We start from the raw sequence: 17,680 nt of genomic DNA on the forward strand, positions 1-17,680 counted from the left end.
TGCGTAACTTCCTAATAAAGGGAGTGACGGCCGTGCAATTACGCCAATTATTAATTCGATTACACCTCGCTCAGGGGCAAACTTATCAAACAATCGCTCGAATCATCCGGGCGTGTCACCAAAACCAAACCGTTGTAACGGATTTGAATCGACTATGTGAACTTGGTCAATTAACTGCGCCCCAAGCGCAAGCCTTTGGTCGTGACTGGGAAAGTGCCGCCCTTGAGCGCCGCTACCAGTTAAATGCGCACCTCGATAGTGTAACGATTTTAGATGCTGATTATCCGATAGCCTTATTAGAAAGTTACCAACCGCCGCTGGTTCTATTTTTACGGGGCCACCGCAATTTATTGACCTCGCCGCGCCAGCTTGCGGTCGTAGGTACCCGCCAGACGGATGCGTACGCGGAGCAATGTATTCGGCAACTATTACCGCCACTTACCACGGCCCAAGTGGTCCTGGTGAGCGGTTTAGCAGCTGGTGTGGAGCGGGCAGCCCACACGACGGCAATTGCTTGCGGTTTGCCGACGGTGGCGGTGCTGGCGACCGGCTTAGACCGGGCTTATCCGCCTCAGCACCGGGGGTTGCAGCGGCGGGTTGGTCAGGTGGGCTTACTAATTAGTGAGTATCCGCTGGGAACGCCTGCCCGGCCATCCCAGTTTCCAGCCCGCAACCGGATTATTGCCGGTCTGTGTCAGACGTTGTTGGTGGTAGCGGCCCGGGCGCGGTCGGCGAGTTTAATGATGGCCAACCTGGCGTTACAGGCCAACCGCAACGTTTTAGCAATTCCGGGGCCAATCGATGCGGAATTAGCGGTTGGTTGTAATCAATTAATCGTAGCCGGAGCAAAACCGGTACTAAATTCGGCGCATATAATAGAAGAGTTTTTACCGATAATTTGACAAGCTGAATTTTTTGAAATATGATTACATGGATTTGTCAGAACTATCAAGCGCCATTTAGGAACCATTAAAAGTGTAAGGAGCTGATCTAGTGGCTGCTAGTACAACCAAGCGTAAGCCGGCAACGTCTCGTAAGCCGGCCGCTAAAAAAGCACCAAAACGAAAAACCAGAACAACTGCCAAAAAATTAGTGATCGTGGAATCCCCTTCGAAGGCTAAGACAATTGAAAAGTATTTGGGACGTTCGTATAAAGTGGTGGCCAGTTTAGGCCACATTCGCGACCTACCGAAGAGTAAGATGGGGGTCGACGTTGAGAATGATTACGAGCCCCACTACATTTCAATTCGTGGTAAGGGGGACGTGATCAAGGGCCTGCGGAAGGAAGCTAAAAAGGCGAAGGCTGTGTACTTGGCTTCTGACCCGGACCGTGAAGGTGAAGCGATTGCGTGGCACTTATCCTACCTATTGGGGTTAGACCCGAAGGATAAGAACCGGGTCGTTTTTAACGAAATTACCAAGGATACCGTTAAAAACGCCTTTAAGGAACCGCGTTCAATTGATATGGACCTCGTTGATGCCCAGCAGGCGCGTCGAATTTTAGACCGCTTAGTGGGTTATTCGATTAGTCCGCTTCTTTGGAAAAAGGTCAAAAAAGGGTTATCCGCGGGACGGGTGCAGTCGATTGCGCTCGACCTGATCATTCAACGTGAAAACGAAATTAAGGCTTTTAAACCGAAGGAATATTGGACGATCGATAGTGAGTTCAAGAAGGGCCGCTCGAAGTTTACGGCTAGTTTTTACGGGACCCATGGTAAAAAACAAGCGTTAGACGACAATGCGGCCGTCCAACAAGTGTTAGGCCAAATTGATCGTCAGGGTGATTTTAACGTTGTTAAAGTGGTGAAAAAGGAACGTAAACGCATGCCGTCACCACCGTTTACGACCTCGACGATGCAACAGGATGCCAACCGCAAGCTGAACTTTCGGACGCGGAAGACGATGATGGCGGCCCAGCAATTATACGAAGGGATCAACGTTGGTAAGGACGGTAACGTGGGGTTAATCACCTATATGCGGACCGACTCGACGCGGATCTCAACGATTGCGAAGCACGAAGCTTCTAAGTTCTTGCACGAAAAGTACGGTGCGGAATACGCGGCGACTAAGCCGGTTAAGGGTAAGTTACCAGAAGGCGCTCAAGACGCCCACGAAGCGATTCGGCCGTCGTCAGTCTTTCGGACCCCGGCTAGCATTAAGGATTATTTGACGAAGGACCAGTTCCGGTTATACCAATTAATTTGGTCCCGGTTCGTCGCGAGTCAGATGACGCCCGAAGTGCTGGATACGATGGCGGTGACGATCGACCAAAACGACGTACAGTTCCGGGCCAACGGTTCCAAAACGAAGTTTGCCGGTTTTACGAAGATCTACGATAAAACGGCTAAGAATAACGTGTTACCAGACTTAGCGGAAGGCGACGTGGTCAAGTTAAGTAAGACCGACCCACAACAACATTTCACCCAGCCACCGGCCCGTTATTCTGAAGCCAACTTGATCAAGGCGTTGGAAGAAAACGGGGTTGGGCGGCCATCAACTTACGCACCAACCTTGGATACGATTCAACGGCGCTACTACGTTAAGTTAGAGACCCGGCGGTTTGTACCGACCGAACTCGGCGAAATCGTTAACGACTTGATTCAGGAATACTTCCCGGACGTCGTGGACGTTAGCTTTACGGCAACGTTGGAAGAACAGTTGGATGCGACCGAGGCTGGGCGTGAAAACTGGGTCAAGGTAGTTGATAGCTTTTACAAGCCCTTTTCGAAAGAAGTTGAAAAGGCCGAAGCCGGCATGGAAAAGATTCAGATTAAAGATGAGCTGGCCGGCTTCAACTGTGATATTTGTGGGGCGCCGATGGTGATCAAGATGGGGCGCTACGGCAAGTTTTACGCCTGCTCGCGCTTCCCAGATTGTCGGAATACCAAGCCAATTGTTAAGGAAATTGGGGTAACCTGCCCGCAATGTCAAAAGGGACAAGTTATTGAACGCAAGTCTAAGAAAAACCGGGTCTTTTACGGTTGTTCCCGGTTCCCAGAATGTGACTTTGTTTCCTGGGATAAACCAATTGGCCGGAATTGTCCAAAAGATGGTCATTACTTGGTTGAAAAGAAGGTCAAGGGTGGTAAGCAAGTCCGTTGTCCAAACGGGGATTACGCCGAAGACGTTCAAAAATAATTAAATGAAGGGGCGCGCTCGGTAAAGCGCGTCTTTTTGGTTTCCGCTTATCCGGTTGGTTACAAAGAATTAGCCCAAGTTTCAAGTCTAAAGTTCGCGTTTTGACTAGCTTGGCTTCGAAATTTCCGGCAAAACACGATCGGGTTAATTTTAATCTTCGGTTTTTCGCTAACGAGGGTGCGTCACGGGTTGACTTTTGTTTGTGTTCGCTGATGAATTTCGGTATGATAATGACGTACTATCAACGGTACGATTACCAAGAAAAGAGGAATTCTGGATGGCATCAATACCAACAGTTAACGTGATTGGCGCGGGCCTCGCGGGCTCCGAAGCCGCTTGGCACATTGCCAACATGGGCGTCAACGTGCGCTTATACGAAATGCGACCGGGTAAAACGACCCCGGCGCACCACACGGCCCAGTTTGCTGAGCTCGTTTGTACGAACTCACTACGGGCCAACCAACTCGCAAACGCGGCGGGGTTACTCAAGGCTGAAATGCGGCAACTCGACTCAATCGTTATGCGGGCAGCGGAAAACCACGCGGTTCCGGCTGGGGGCGCACTAGCCGTCGATCGGGATAGCTTTTCTGCTGAAATCACCGCGGCAATTAGTGACCTGCCGAACGTTGAGATTATTAACGAAGAAATCACGCGTTTACCAGAAGGGATTACGGTCGTGGCGACCGGTCCACTGACTGCGGCGTCACTAGCCAAGTCGATTCAGGCATTTAATGACGAAGATGATTTGCACTTCTTTGACGCGGCTGCTCCAATTTTAACGAAGGATTCAATTGACATGGACAAGGTTTACCTCAAGTCACGCTATGACCGTGGCGAGGCGGCCTACTTAAACTGTCCGATGACTGAAGAAGAGTTCGACCGCTTTTACGAGGCGTTGATCAACGCTGAAATGGCGGAAGCGCATGATTTTGAAAATTCCGACGTGTTTGAAGGTTGCATGCCCATCGAAGTGATGGCGCAACGCGCGCGGCAAACGATGCTATTTGGCCCGCTAAAGCCGGTGGGGTTAGAAGACCCGAAGACGGGTAAGCAGCCCTTCGCCGTGGTACAGTTGCGGCAAGACGACGCCGCGGGGAACCTGTACAACATCGTTGGTTTTCAGACCCACTTAAAATGGGGCGAACAAAAACGGGTCTTTTCACTCATTCCGGGGCTTGAAAACGTGGAATTTGTGCGTTACGGGGTGATGCACCGGAATACCTTCATGAAGTCACCGAAACTATTAAATGCGACTTATCAAACGAAACAACGGCCCGACCTCTTCTTTGCGGGCCAGATGACCGGGGTTGAGGGATACATTGAAAGTGCGGCTAGTGGGATTGTCGCGGGAATCAATGCGGCCCGCCTAGCGTTGGGCGAAACGCCGGTCGTTTTCCCAACGGAGACGATGATGGGGGCGATGGCCCACTACATCACCCATACGAGTGCTCACCATTTTCAACCAATGAACGCTAACTTTGGGATCGTCCCGAAGCTTAAAAAACGAATTCGGGATAAACGGGAACGCAATACCGCAATCTCAGAACGGGCGCTAGCAACGCTTACGACGTTTAAAACAACGACCTTAGACGCCAATGCACCGGCGGACGTTTAACGCTTAGGGCTAGTGATTGTGTTTTCCTCCAGACTTTGCTAAAGTTAGCAACGGATGGAGGTTTTTTAGATGGAAACAGACTATTTAGCCCTTTTTTTAAAGTACGTTCAGGTCGAACGGCAATATTCAGCGGAAACGGCCGCTGCTTACCGTGAGGATATCCAAGCATTTAACGATTTCTTAACGGCGAACGGCGGCGCGAAGGCGTATACTGAAGTTGACCACTTAGACGTGAACGTTTACCTGAGCCATCTGTATGACCGCCACTTAACCCGCAACTCGATTGCCCGGAAGGTTTCCAGCTTGCGGTCGTTCTATAACTTTCTCGTTAAGAACGATTTGGCAACTAATAACCCGTTCGTGTACGTCCAGCTAAAAAAACACGTGGCGCGGTTACCACGGTTCTTTTACCAAAAGGAACTCGACGTTCTGTTTAACACGGTTTATGCGGATGACAGCCTAATGGGTACCCGCAACGTGGCCCTGTTAGAGGTGTTATACGGGACTGGTATTCGGCTAAGCGAGTGCGTCGACCTCGAAGTCAACGATATTGACTTTGAATTGAAGATGATGTTGATTCGTGGTAAGGGCGATAAGGAGCGCTACGTGCCGTTTGGGCGTTACGCGGCCAGCGCCCTGCAACGCTATTTTGAAGCGTGTCGCACGCCCGTGATGGCCAAATACACGCAAACGCACGCCCGGGTCTTCATTAACCGTCACGGTGGACCGATTACGGGCAGCGGGATCGAGTACGTGCTGAATCAAATCGTGAAGAAAAGTAGTTTAACCGCTAAAATTCACCCGCACATGTTGCGGCATACCTTTGCGACCCAGATGTTAAATAACGGGGCCGACTTACGGACGGTTCAGGAACTGTTAGGCCATACGAGCCTGTCAACAACGCAGATCTACGCGCACGTGACTAAGGAACATTTACAACAAGATTATCGAAACTTTTTCCCGCGGGCAACGCGGAAATAATCAAAGGAGCGTAACTAATGCCAGTAAAATTTGAAGCAACTACCATTTGTGCCGTTCGTCAAAACGGCCATAACGCGATGGCCGGGGACGGCCAAGTTACCATGGGTGAAAAGGTGGTCATGAAAGGCACGGCCCAAAAGGTGCGGCGCATCTATAATAATCAGGTCGTCGTCGGCTTTGCCGGTTCGGTCGCTGACGCCTTCAACCTTGAAGACCGCTTTGAAAAGAAACTCAACGAATACTCGGGGAACCTCCAACGAGCTGCCGTTGAATTAGCGCAGGAATGGCGCAGTGATCAGGCCTTGCAAAAACTAGAAGCCCTCCTGATCGTAATGGATAAGGACGAAATGCTGCTGGTTTCCGGGAGCGGTGAAGTGATCACGCCGGATAACGACGTGTTAGCCATCGGCTCTGGTGGGAACTTTGCACTTGCAGCGGCCCGGGCCATGCAACTACACGCCCCGGATATGAGCGCTAAAGACATTGCGGAAGCGTCCATTAACATTGCGGGTGATATTGATATCTTTACGAACCATAACGTTATTTCAGAAGCTTTGTAGTGAAGGAGAGTTACGATGGAACAAATTAACAAGACCCCGAAACAAATCGTTGCGGCCTTAGATAACTACGTGATTGGTCAAAACGAAGCCAAAAAAGCGGTCGCGATTGCGTTGCGGAACCGTTACCGGCGGATGGAATTGTCTGCTGATATGCAGGAAGAAATTACTCCCAAAAACATGTTAATGATCGGACCGACCGGGGTTGGGAAAACTGAAATTGCCCGGCGGTTAGCTAAAATCGTGAAAGCTCCGTTTGTTAAGGTTGAAGCGACGAAGTTTACCGAAGTGGGTTACGTTGGTCGCGACGTGGAATCGATGGTCCGTGACTTAGTGGACGTTGCCATTGAAATGGAGAAGCAAACGGCTTATTCCGGCGTGCGGGCTAAGGCGGTCCAAGCAGCTGACAAGCGGCTCGTGAAGTTGCTTGTTCCCGCTAAAAAGAAGCAGGCCAACAAGAACGGTAACGAATTTCAAAACATGATGAACATGTTTAGCCAGTTACAAAATGGTCAAATGCCGAACGACCCTCAAAATAGTAACGAGGAAGTGACGGATGACGTGCGCAACCAACGTTTATCCGTTGCTGATCAGTTAAAAAATGGGTCGCTCGAAAACGCGGACGTGACGATTGAGATGGACGATCCGCAACAGGCCACTGCTGGTAATAACAACATGCTTGGCCAGATGGGGATTGACTTGGGGGACACCCTCGGCTCAATTATGCCGAAGAAACGCATTCAACGCACGATGCCGGTTGCCGAGGCCCGGGAAATTTTAGTGAAGGAAGAATCCGAAAAGCTCGTCAATAGCGCGGATATTTATCATGACGCGATCGTCCGGGCTGAAAACACCGGGATCATCTTCATTGACGAAATCGACAAAATCACGGCCGGTGGTCAGCAGAATTCCGGTGAAGTTTCACGGGAAGGCGTTCAGCGCGACATTTTACCAATCGTGGAAGGTTCCCAAATCTCAACGAAGTACGGTCCAATTAATACGGATCACATCCTATTCATTGCATCCGGCGCGTTTGCAGAAAGCAAGCCGAGCGACTTAATCGCTGAATTACAGGGTCGCTTCCCAATTCGGGTGGAATTAGATGATCTCAGTCAGGACGACTTCGTTAAGATTTTGACGGAACCGAAGAACGCGTTGATCAAGCAGTACATTGCCCTCATCGGCACCGACAACATTAAGGTCACCTTTACGATTGAAGCCATTCAAGCCATTGCGAAAATCGCGTATAATGTTAACCACGAGACGGAAAACATTGGGGCTCGGCGGTTACACACGGTTCTTGAAAAGTTGCTTGAAGAACTGTTGTACGAAGGCCCAGACATGGAAATGGGCGAAGTGACGATTACGGAAAGCTACGTCAACGAACGCATTGGCGATATCGCTTCGGATAAGGACCTTAGTCGTTACATCTTATAATTAAAAAACAAGGGAGTCGGGATACGATGACAGTCGAACTTAAAAATGACTATTTAACGGTACAAATCAACGAAGCTGGCGCGGAACTGAGTAGCGTTCGGTCAGCGGACGGGATTGAATACATGTGGCAAGCGGATGCGAAGTACTGGGGGCGGCACGCACCGGTTCTGTTTCCAATCGTTGGACGCTTAAAGGATGATCAGTATACGGTTGCGGGCCAGAGTTATGCGATGGGGCAACACGGCTTTGCACGCGACCACGTTTTTACGGTCGTGAGCCAAACGGCGACTAGCGCGGTGCTTGAGTTAACGGACAGCAGCGAAACGCGTCAGCGGTACCCGTACGCCTTCCGCTTGCGGTTACACTATACTTTGACTGAACACCAGCTAACGGTGGGCTATGACGTGCATAATCCGGCCAATCAGGACTTGTTATTCTCGATTGGCGGTCACCCGGCGTTCAACGTACCACTAGCCGATCCGGTCGGGCAGTTAAGTAACTACCACGTGACGGTTGCGCCTAAGCGGGTTTATGAACACATTCCGCTCCAAGCGCCCCTCAACGATGCAGCTAATGCGGATGATTTAGACTTAACGAAACCGTTGCCGTTGACCCGCGAGCTGTTTAAGGACGACGCGATTATCCTTAATTTGGAGCATCGGGAGACGACACTGATGCTGAGCTCCGACCTAGACGATCACGGGGTAGCAATGACGATTGAGGATGCGCCGTACGTGGGACTATGGTCACCGTACCCGGCAGAGGCTCCGTTTGTTTGCTTGGAACCGTGGTGGGGGATTGCGGATAACGTTCAGGCGGATGGTCAATTGAGTCATAAAATGGGCATCAACCGGCTGGCACCTAAGCAAACGTTTAATGCGCAGTATGACGTTAAATTCTTTTAAAAACTAGTTGAAGACGCAGGCCTAAAAAGGGTCGGCGTCTTTTTGATAGTAAAATTTAATTGATTGTAAATAGTTACTTTAACTAAATCAAACAACCCCCAAACCAGCACCAAGCTTAACGATTTCTCCCTAGATTGCAAGGCTCCTCCTCATCAACAAAAAATGCCATCCGAGAAGTTTATCTCTGGATGACATTTAATTATAACCATTACTTCGATTTAGCCCGCTTACGCCGCCAGCCCAGTCCAAAGTGGACAAGCGATTCGGTACCATTTTTAATTCGGGCAATGTTAGTTCGGTGGCGATAAAAAATAAACCCGGTCAGTACCAACGCAACAATTGAAAGAAGTGGATCTTGATAATAAAAAATGGCAATTAAGGTCACAATTGGAAAGGCCGTCATACTAGCGACGCTGACCATACTTGTGATATATACGAGCGTAAACATAATGGCACTAGCAATTAAGAAAAACTCCCAATTATAGGCAAGTAGAATTCCAGCACTGGTTGCAACCGCCTTACCACCCTTAAAGCCAATATAAACTGAAAAGGTGTGGCCCAAAATCGCGGCTAAGCCAATCAGGAGGGTGTAGCGGTTAGCCATGTGGAATAGTACCGCCGGCTGAAGGGCCGCTAAAGTTCCCTTAAGAATATCCATTGCCATAACAATCGTTCCAGCGACTGGTCCGAGCACCCGGTAAGTGTTGGTCGTGCCAATGTTGCCACTTCCCGCCTGCCGAATATCGGTATGAAAGAATAGCTTGCCAATAATGACACCCGAGGGAATCGAGCCGATTAAGTAGGCAACGATCAGCATTATAACTATTTTCACGAAAAATTCCTCCTGCAATAGAATCACTTCAATATTTTAGCATGCTTTCAACAAAAGCGGGGCGTTTTAGGCGAACTTTTTCAGTCACTGAACATTCTAAGCACCGGCGGCTAGTTGGAAAAATAGTTGACAACCGGCCCCAAATTTATTTACAATTAAGCGAACATACATTCGACTAGACTGGGAGCGGTTAGGGTGCTTTTTAACGATTACTTTTAAAAAATAAGTTAATTTTTTAGTGAAGTTGAACTTAAAATACGCCTGTGCAACGCTAAAATGATAAAATTTAGCCTGAACAACCGCCTGCTGTGCTATAATCAAATTTGCATAGCTTTCGTTAGCGGTCCCAAGCCCGATAAATCAAGTTTAGGCTTGGATTAGCCGTAAAGTTATTTCAAACAAGTCGAAATTAAGGAGTTGTAAGAATGGCCAATAAAAAGCCAAAATATGATGATTCTTCGATCCAAGTGCTCGAAGGGTTAGAAGCCGTTCGGAAACGCCCCGGAATGTACATTGGTTCCACGGACGCCCGCGGACTCCACCATTTAGTATATGAAATCGTCGACAACGCCGTTGATGAGGCGCTTGCCGGTTACGGTAAAGAAATTAACGTCACGATTCACGCCGATAATAGCATTACGGTCGTGGACCACGGACGCGGAATGCCCGTCGGGATGCACGCTTCCGGGATTCCAACTCCCGAAGTCATCCTGACCGTCCTTCACGCTGGTGGGAAGTTTGGCCAGGGCGGTTATAAAACGTCCGGGGGGCTTCACGGGGTTGGTGCAAGCGTCGTCAATGCGTTGTCGACCTCACTAACCGTGACCATTATTCGGGACGGTTATCGGTACGTCGAACACTTTAAAAACGGCGGCCATCCCGTTGGAACCCTTGAAAAGAAGGGTAAAACGAATAAGCCTACTGGGACAACTATTTCGTTTAAGCCGGACCCGAGCGTCTTCACGACGACGGTTTACAATTTTCAGACGCTAGCAGAGCGATTACGCGAATCCGCGTTCTTACTTAAGGGCGTTAAGATTACGTTAACCGATGAACGTGAGCACCAGGAACAGGCCCTCGAGTTTCATTACGAAGACGGGATTAAGGCCTTTGTGACCTATTTAAACGAAGATAAAGACACCTTAGGCGACGTCATGTTCTTTGATGGCACCAAGGAAGGCGTCGAAGTGGAAGTTGCCGCCCAATACAATGACGGTTATTCTGAAAACCTCCTATCATTCGTGAACAACGTGCGAACGCCCGACGGTGGGACCCACGAAGCCGGCTTTCGCGCTGCGTGGACCAAAGCGTTTAACGAATACGCCCGTAAAGTGGGACTCTTAAAGGATAAGGATAAAAATTTAGAAGGCTCCGACGTCCGCGAAGGTCTTTCAGCAGTAATTTCACTGCGGATCCCTGAAAACTTGCTCCAATTTGAAGGTCAAACGAAGGAAAAGCTCGGGACACCGGAAGCACGAACCATCGTTGATAACGTCGTTAGCGAGCAACTCCAATTTTTCTTAATGGAAAATGGTGAATTTGCGCAAATGCTAATTCGCAAATCAACTAAGGCCCGTCAGGCCCGGGAAGCGGCGCGAAAAGCCCGGGACGAAAGTCGGAACGGAAAAAAGCGACATAAACGCGAACGGCTATTGTCCGGTAAACTGACGCCCGCACAGTCTAAAAACGCCAAGCGCAACGAACTCTTCCTCGTCGAAGGGGATTCCGCCGGTGGCTCGGCTAAACAGGGCCGTGACCGTAAATTCCAAGCCATCTTACCGTTGCGGGGGAAGGTTTTAAACACGGAAAAGGCCAAACTAGCGGATATTGTTAAAAACGAAGAGATTAATACCATGATTTACACCATTGGTGCTGGCGTTGGTCCCGAATTTGATATTAAATCTAGTAATTACGATAAGATTATTATCATGACCGATGCTGATACCGATGGGGCCCATATTCAAATTTTGCTTCTAACTTTCTTTTATAAGTACATGCGGCCGATGATCGATGCCGGGCGCGTTTATATCGCGTTACCACCATTGTACCGACTCCAAAAAAAGCAGGGTAAGCAAATGCGGACCGAATATGCTTGGACCGACGAGGAACTTGCTTTACGCACGAAGTCGTTTGGTAAGGGTTACGCCTTACAGCGTTACAAAGGACTTGGCGAAATGAATGCCGAACAGCTCTGGGAAACGACCATGGATCCCGAAAAGCGGACCCTGGTCCGGGTTCGGATTGACGATGCGGCCCTCGCTGAAAAGCGGGTTACCACGTTAATGGGCGATAAGGTCGAACCCCGGCGGAAGTGGATTGAAAACAACGTCCACTTTAATTTGGACGAAGACGGGTCGTTGCTCGATAACGAAGCCGTTTCATCCGCACACGAACAAGCTGACGAAGAATTAGCGCAGCAACTTAAGCATTAGGAGGTCGCAAAATGGCAATTGAACAACCCAAAATTCAAGAATTAACCCTTGAAGATGTCATGGGCGACCGTTTTGGCCGCTACTCAAAATATATTATTCAAGAACGAGCCTTGCCAGACATCCGGGACGGTTTAAAACCTGTCCAACGCCGGATTTTATACGCGATGAATCAGGACGGCAATACCTTTGATAAGGCGTTCCGTAAGTCTGCAAAGTCGGTTGGGAACGTTATGGGGAACTTCCATCCCCACGGCGATTCATCAATTTACGAAGCAATGGTGCGCTTAAGCCAGGATTGGAAGCTCCGGGAACCACTGATTGAAATGCACGGAAACAACGGTTCAATGGACGGTGACCCCGCTGCCGCCATGCGGTATACGGAAGCCCGGTTAAGTAAAATTGCGGGGACCATGCTCCAAGACATCGACAAAAAAACCGTCGACATGGTTTTAAACTTCGATGATACCGAATACGAACCCACGGTCTTACCAGCCCGCTTTCCGAACCTTTTAGTTAACGGGGCGACCGGGATCTCAGCTGGTTACGCCACGGAAATTCCGCCGCATAACTTAAGTGAAGTCATCGATGCAATTTTGTACTTAATGAACCACAAGCGGGCTAGTTTGGCCGACTTAATGGACTTTGTTAAGGGCCCCGACTTTCCAACTGGCGGGATTATTCAGGGCTTAGATGGCATCCGTCAGGCCTATGAAACCGGCCGCGGCCGGATCGTGGTTCGTTCGCGAACTAAAATTGTGCCGCTCAAGGGTAATAAGTCACAAATCGAGGTTTCTGAAATTCCTTACGAAGTTAATAAGGCCCAATTAGTGAAGAAGCTCGATGAAATTCGAATTATGAAAAAAATCGAAGGAATCGCGGAAGTTCGCGACGAAAGTGACCGCCAAGGGTTATCGATCGTCATCGAACTAAAGCGGGACGTCAACGCGGACGGCATTTTAACCTACTTATTTAAAAATACGGACCTCCAAATTACGTATAATTTTAATATGGTCGCCATTTACCATCAACGGCCAGAGCACGTCGGGTTAAAAACGATTCTAACCGCGTACCTTGAACACCAACGGGACGTCTTAACCCGACGGACCCAATTTAATCTGAAGAAGGCCGCTGATCGGCAACACATCGTCGAAGGACTAATCAAGGCGATGTCGATTCTGGACCAAGTCATTAAGACGATTCGCGGTAGTAAGGATAAGAAAAACGCCAAACAGAATTTGGTTAGTCAGTTTGACTTCAGTGAAATTCAGGCCGAAGCCATCGTCACCATGCAACTCTACCGGTTAACGAACACCGACGTGACGCAACTGGAAAAGGAGGCTGCCGAATTAGCAGCCGCGATTGAACACTACCAGTTAATCTTGCATGAACCGAAGGAACTCGATAAGGTGCTTCGCAAAGAACTAAAAGCGATTCAAAAAGCTTATCCAACCGAACGCTTAACGGAAATTCAAACTGAGATTCAAGAATTGAAGGTCAAAACGGAAGTCGTTATTCCGCAAGAGGACGTTATTGTGATGATCAGTCATGATGGTTACATTAAACGAACGAGTTTACGCTCATACTCCGCTTCAGATCCTGATGATAACGGGCTGAAAGATGAAGATTATCCAATTTATCTCGCCAAAAATAGCACCCTCGATCACTTGATGATGTTTACTAACCTGGGCCACCTGATTTACCGGCCCGTCTACGAAATCAGCGACGCCAAGTGGAAGGACACTGGCGAACACATCTCGCAAACCATTGGGCTAGCAGACAATGAACGCATTACTTGGGTCTTTGACTTTGCAACACTCAAAGAAACCGGTAAATTCTTGATTGCTACCAACGACGGCTATATTAAGCAGACCGCCTTTACGGACTACGTTCCGGGACGGACTTATAAGACCCGCGCAAGTCAGTTCATGCGCCTTAAAACGGCTACATCTGCCGTGGTCACGGTTAAATACCTGCCAAGTGCACCAACTGGGACCCTCGTATTAGTAACTCAACACGGGTACGGACTACGGTACGACTTAAGTGAGGTACCAACGATTGGTGCGAAGGCGGTTGGTGTTAAGTCTATGGACCTCCGCGACGATTTAGTCGTTCGTGCTGACGTTGCGCAGGACAACGACTTAATCGCGTTGATCACCCAACGAGGCTCCTTCAAAAAAATGAAGGTTAGCGATATTCCGGTGACCAGTCGTGCGCGACGGGGTGTTCAAGTCCTCCGCGAGTTAAAAAATCATCCGCACCGAATTGTCGACGACATATTGATTGCTGGTCAGGAAACTGGGGTTGCCTTAGACGTATTAACGGCGCGCGGTAAGCATCATTCCATTTTAAGCGATGATCACCCGGTGAGTGCGCGTTATTCCAACGGCTCGTTCGTCATTGATACCGATACCGAGGGAGTTCCCGTATCAATCCAGATTCACCCGGTACCGCTGACCGTTTAACTTTTTACGTCAACGCTTGCATGCGCGCTAACATTAGCTTAAGATAAAGTTATCGTCAATAAACTTTAATAATTAGTAAAGCTTTATTTACCGATAACAACTGCTTGCTTTCAAATCTAATCTTGTATAATATTATAGATATCATAAGATGACGATAAGACGAAAGGATCAGGTAAAATTCATGAAGACAACTCAAGAAAGTATTTTTTCATCCAAAACGTTAACGTATTTCTTGCAATTAGCCGAAACAATGAATTATACACAAGCCGCCCAAATTCTGGGCATTACGCAGCCCGCACTGACTCAGCAAATTAAGAAGTTGGAGCGGACGGTAGGGGCACCACTGTTTTACTCCGTCGGTAAAAAGCTCCGGTTATCCGATGCCGGCTACACGATGCTCAATGCAACTCACAGTATTTACGATGTCCTGAATAAGGCCACCGACGAAATTCAACAAACGACTAGCGCCACTCAGGGGGCCATCAACATTGGCGTGTTAGCTTCCATTGAAGATCACGTCTTTGAAGATTTTGCAATTAAGTACTACGCTGCCAACCCCAATGTAATCATTTCGTTCCATATGCTAACGCGTAAAGAGATTTGGGAACGTTTGGAAAATAACCGGATTGACTTGGCCGTGATGTATTTACCAGATGAAAGCATTAAAAACTGGAAACCATACCAGTCTAAAAAAATCATTCAAGATGAATTGCTTTTCATCTCTAGCGATCCAAAGCAGGCTAAAAAGAAACGCATTAAGTTTAAAGATACGACCAGCGAACCATGGGTCATGTATCCTGAAAACTACTATTTAGATCAAGTTATCAAGGAATCGTATAAAAATCAGTTGACCGATTTACCAACGGCGGTTGCCCGCTTTACAACGCCGCAACAAATTTACCGCTTCGTTGCATCAACCGAAACCAACACTGCCTTACCGAACTCGTTTATGGTTGCTAATCCCGCCGTGGATCAATTACACACGGTATCGTTTGAACCAGCCATTAAGTTCGACTTAAACTTTGTCTTCCGAAAGGATAAGGATCAAATTCCGCGAATTAAGAATTTCTTAGCAGAGTTTGACAAGTACCTCGCTGAAGACGATTATATTTCACGGTTACAAAAAATTAATCAAAAATAAGCTTTAAAGGAGTTTTGTGCTAATGAGTAAGGAATTAGTTTTTGGACACCAAAATCCGGATACTGACGCCATTGTGGCGGCCAAGGCCTTTTCATATTTAGAAAACCAATTGGGGGCCGACACCGAAGCCGTTGCGCTTGGTGAACCTAACGAGGAAACTCAGTTCGTTTTAAAACATTTTAACGAACCAGCACCCCGGGTCATTACGAAGGCCGCACCAGAAGTTGATGCTGTCATGTTAGTTGACCATAACGAACCGCAACAAAGTGTTAGTGACATTGCTGACGTGACGGTCACTCACGTGGTTGACCATCATCGGATCTCAGATTTTAACACGGCCCAACCATTGTTCTACCGTGCAGAACCATTGGGCTGCTGCAGTACCGTGATTTACAAGTTATTTAAAGAAAATAACGTTGAAATTCCTGCTAAGTTAGCTGGCTTAATGTTATCTGCAATTATTTCAGATACGTTGTTACTCAAGTCACCAACCTCAACGCCAACCGATAAAAAGGTCGTAGAAGCCTTAGCAAAAATTGCCGACGTCGATTACGAAACTTACGGCTTAGCAATGTTAAAGGCTGGGACGAACATCGATGCTAAATCTGAAAAAGAATTAATCGATGCGGACGCCAAGTCCTTCACCATGGCAGGGACCAACGTTCGGGTCGCTCAAATTAACACCGTTGATTTGGACGATGTGTTCAAACGGCAAGCTGCTTTAGAAGCAGCCGCTAAGGATGAAAACGCAACTAATGGTTACGATTTATTCTTAATCTTGGCAACGAACATCCTGAACAGCGATTCCGAATTATTAGTTGTGGGTGCGCCAACTGAACCCGTTGAAAAGGCCTTTGGCAAGTCGCTTGCGAACAACCGCATGAGCTTACCAGGCGTCGTTTCACGGAAGAAGCAAGTCGTACCACCATTGACCGAAGCTTTCGGTGCTTAATTAAAACCATCAAATCCGCTCCGCGCAAGTTAATTTGCGCGGGCGGATTTTTTGCATCTATTTGAAATAAGTGTAGAATAAATATTGGAATTAAGTTGTGTACAATTTAATTCTGATAACGAAAGGACTGATCAAATGAGTGCGCAAGAATCTGATTTACGTCAGCGGTTAACACCAGAACAGTTTGCGGTAACGCAAGAAGCAGCTACCGAACGCCCGTTTAGTGGGAAATATGATGACTTTTATCAACCAGGAATCTACGTGGACGTTGTTAGTGGCGAACCGCTTTTTAGTTCGCTAGACAAATACGATGCGGGTTGCGGTTGGCCGTCCTTCACTAAGCCAATTGCTCAGGCTAACCTTGACGAGCATCAAGACCATTCGTTTGGCATGCGCCGGACCGAGGTTAAAAGTCCCCAAGCGCAATCCCATTTAGGGCATGTGTTCCCAGATGGGCCGCAAGATCGGGGGGGCTTACGTTATTGTATCAACTCCGCCGCGCTTAAGTTTATCCCGGCTGACCAGCTAGCAGCCGCGGGTTATGCAGAATATCAGTCACTTTTTAACTAAAAGGGGGAATTCGATGACGGACACAGCAATTTTTGCCGGTGGTTGTTTTTGGTGCATGGTTCACCCATTCGATCAACAGCCTGGAATCAAACGGGTCCTTTCTGGCTATACTGGTGGGACGGTTCCGAATCCGACGTATGAAGAGGTTGCAAGTCACACCACTGGTCATACGGAAGCTGTCGAAATTACCTTTGATCCCGCAATTATTAGTTACGCCCAACTCGTTGAGATTTACTGGCGGCAAACCGACCCAACCGACGCAGCCGGACAATTTCAGGACCGGGGCGACAGCTATCGACCAGTTATTTTCGTGAATAGTCCAGAACAACGCAAAATTGCAACGGCATCCCGAGACGCACTGGCGAAAAGCGGACGCTTTAAGGAGCCCATCGTGACTCAAATTGAAGCAGCAAAACCATTCCATCCCGCTGAAGCCGCTCACCAAAATTTTTACCGGCAAAATCCATTTCGCTACGAAATTGAGGAGCTCGGTGGTCGACAACAATTTATTAAAAAACATTGGCAAGCTTAATTAATTAGAAGCAAAACGCCCTGACTTGAGTGTCAGGGCGTTTTTAAGGGGGTCTATGATATTTGGTGTTGATGGATGAAATCCATTAACACCAAATTTTTTTATTACAAATCAAAAAGGGCATAC

At 48.1% G+C, this 17,680-nt stretch carries 14 protein-coding genes; 13 read left to right on the forward strand and 1 reads right to left on the reverse strand.

Features of this window, described 5'->3' with window-relative positions; genetic code table 11:
• Window positions 1-32 precede the first annotated feature (32 nt).
• From FFM79_RS10365 to FFM79_RS10395, 7 genes are all read left to right on the forward strand, one after another.
• Window positions 33-902 (forward strand): DNA-processing protein DprA, encoded by an 870-nt coding sequence (locus tag FFM79_RS10365; protein WP_137643408.1) that lies wholly within the window; start codon window positions 33-35, stop codon window positions 900-902.
• 91 nt (window positions 903-993) lie between these two features.
• A complete protein-coding gene (gene topA / locus FFM79_RS10370) occupies window positions 994-3,138 on the forward strand; it encodes a type I DNA topoisomerase (RefSeq protein WP_137643409.1) in 2,145 nt (714 codons plus the stop codon).
• Window positions 3,139-3,415: 277 nt separating this feature from the next.
• Window positions 3,416-4,753: an FADH(2)-oxidizing methylenetetrahydrofolate--tRNA-(uracil(54)-C(5))-methyltransferase TrmFO gene (trmFO, locus tag FFM79_RS10375; protein WP_137643410.1), complete on the forward strand. Its 1,338-nt coding sequence runs from the start codon at window positions 3,416-3,418 to the stop codon at window positions 4,751-4,753.
• Between the two features lie 69 nt (window positions 4,754-4,822).
• Entirely contained in the window at window positions 4,823-5,734 is a 912-nt protein-coding gene (xerC, locus tag FFM79_RS10380; RefSeq protein WP_137643411.1) for a tyrosine recombinase XerC, read from the forward strand.
• 17 nt (window positions 5,735-5,751) lie between these two features.
• On the forward strand, window positions 5,752-6,294 hold the full coding sequence (gene hslV, locus FFM79_RS10385; protein ID WP_137643412.1) for an HslVU peptidase proteolytic subunit: 543 nt from the start codon (window positions 5,752-5,754) through the stop codon (window positions 6,292-6,294).
• A gap of 15 nt (window positions 6,295-6,309) precedes the next feature.
• Window positions 6,310-7,728, forward strand: a complete 1,419-nt coding sequence (hslU, locus tag FFM79_RS10390; RefSeq protein WP_137643413.1) for an ATP-dependent protease ATPase subunit HslU — start codon at window positions 6,310-6,312, stop codon at window positions 7,726-7,728.
• A gap of 26 nt (window positions 7,729-7,754) precedes the next feature.
• On the forward strand, window positions 7,755-8,633 hold the full coding sequence (locus FFM79_RS10395; RefSeq protein ID WP_137643414.1) for an aldose 1-epimerase family protein: 879 nt from the start codon (window positions 7,755-7,757) through the stop codon (window positions 8,631-8,633).
• A 208-nt stretch (window positions 8,634-8,841) separates the two neighbouring features.
• Here FFM79_RS10395 and plsY read toward each other — a convergent pair whose 3' ends face one another.
• The gene (gene plsY, locus FFM79_RS10400) at window positions 8,842-9,465 is read right to left on the reverse strand and encodes a glycerol-3-phosphate 1-O-acyltransferase PlsY (RefSeq protein WP_137643415.1); all 624 of its coding nucleotides are present in this window, start codon (window positions 9,463-9,465) and stop codon (window positions 8,842-8,844) included.
• A gap of 425 nt (window positions 9,466-9,890) precedes the next feature.
• Between plsY and parE the strand changes: the two genes are divergently transcribed.
• From parE to msrA, 6 genes are all read left to right on the forward strand, one after another.
• Window positions 9,891-11,897 carry a DNA topoisomerase IV subunit B gene (gene parE, locus FFM79_RS10405; protein ID WP_137643416.1) on the forward strand — a complete coding sequence of 669 codons (2,007 nt, stop codon included), beginning with the start codon at window positions 9,891-9,893 and terminating at the stop codon, window positions 11,895-11,897.
• 11 nt (window positions 11,898-11,908) lie between these two features.
• On the forward strand, window positions 11,909-14,359 hold the full coding sequence (parC, locus tag FFM79_RS10410) for a DNA topoisomerase IV subunit A (protein WP_137643417.1): 2,451 nt from the start codon (window positions 11,909-11,911) through the stop codon (window positions 14,357-14,359).
• 181 nt (window positions 14,360-14,540) lie between these two features.
• A complete protein-coding gene (locus FFM79_RS10415; RefSeq protein ID WP_137643418.1) occupies window positions 14,541-15,500 on the forward strand; it encodes a LysR family transcriptional regulator in 960 nt (319 codons plus the stop codon).
• A 22-nt stretch (window positions 15,501-15,522) separates the two neighbouring features.
• On the forward strand, window positions 15,523-16,452 hold the full coding sequence (locus FFM79_RS10420; protein WP_137643419.1) for a manganese-dependent inorganic pyrophosphatase: 930 nt from the start codon (window positions 15,523-15,525) through the stop codon (window positions 16,450-16,452).
• Between the two features lie 135 nt (window positions 16,453-16,587).
• Window positions 16,588-17,022: a peptide-methionine (R)-S-oxide reductase MsrB gene (gene msrB, locus FFM79_RS10425; protein WP_137643420.1), complete on the forward strand. Its 435-nt coding sequence runs from the start codon at window positions 16,588-16,590 to the stop codon at window positions 17,020-17,022.
• Between the two features lie 13 nt (window positions 17,023-17,035).
• Window positions 17,036-17,554 (forward strand): peptide-methionine (S)-S-oxide reductase MsrA, encoded by a 519-nt coding sequence (gene msrA, locus FFM79_RS10430; RefSeq protein ID WP_137643421.1) that lies wholly within the window; start codon window positions 17,036-17,038, stop codon window positions 17,552-17,554.
• Window positions 17,555-17,680: the final 126 nt, after the last annotated feature.

The sequence above is a fragment of the Lactiplantibacillus modestisalitolerans genome (assembly GCF_005405425.1).
Taxonomy (GTDB): Bacteria; Bacillota; Bacilli; order Lactobacillales; family Lactobacillaceae; genus Lactiplantibacillus; species Lactiplantibacillus modestisalitolerans.

What these genes read in the sequence shown, in the direction of transcription:
- trmFO (WP_137643410.1), top strand. Translation starts at nt 3,416, where the DNA reads ATGGCATCAATACCAACAGTTAACGTGATTGGCGCGGGCCTCGCGGGC.
- xerC (WP_137643411.1), top strand. Translation starts at nt 4,823, where the DNA reads ATGGAAACAGACTATTTAGCCCTTTTTTTAAAGTACGTTCAGGTCGAA.
- hslV (WP_137643412.1), top strand. Translation starts at nt 5,752, where the DNA reads ATGCCAGTAAAATTTGAAGCAACTACCATTTGTGCCGTTCGTCAAAAC.
- hslU (WP_137643413.1), top strand. Translation starts at nt 6,310, where the DNA reads ATGGAACAAATTAACAAGACCCCGAAACAAATCGTTGCGGCCTTAGAT.
- FFM79_RS10395 (WP_137643414.1), top strand. Translation starts at nt 7,755, where the DNA reads ATGACAGTCGAACTTAAAAATGACTATTTAACGGTACAAATCAACGAA.
- parE (WP_137643416.1), top strand. Translation starts at nt 9,891, where the DNA reads ATGGCCAATAAAAAGCCAAAATATGATGATTCTTCGATCCAAGTGCTC.
- parC (WP_137643417.1), top strand. Translation starts at nt 11,909, where the DNA reads ATGGCAATTGAACAACCCAAAATTCAAGAATTAACCCTTGAAGATGTC.
- FFM79_RS10415 (WP_137643418.1), top strand. Translation starts at nt 14,541, where the DNA reads ATGAAGACAACTCAAGAAAGTATTTTTTCATCCAAAACGTTAACGTAT.
- FFM79_RS10420 (WP_137643419.1), top strand. Translation starts at nt 15,523, where the DNA reads ATGAGTAAGGAATTAGTTTTTGGACACCAAAATCCGGATACTGACGCC.
- msrB (WP_137643420.1), top strand. Translation starts at nt 16,588, where the DNA reads ATGAGTGCGCAAGAATCTGATTTACGTCAGCGGTTAACACCAGAACAG.
- msrA (WP_137643421.1), top strand. Translation starts at nt 17,036, where the DNA reads ATGACGGACACAGCAATTTTTGCCGGTGGTTGTTTTTGGTGCATGGTT.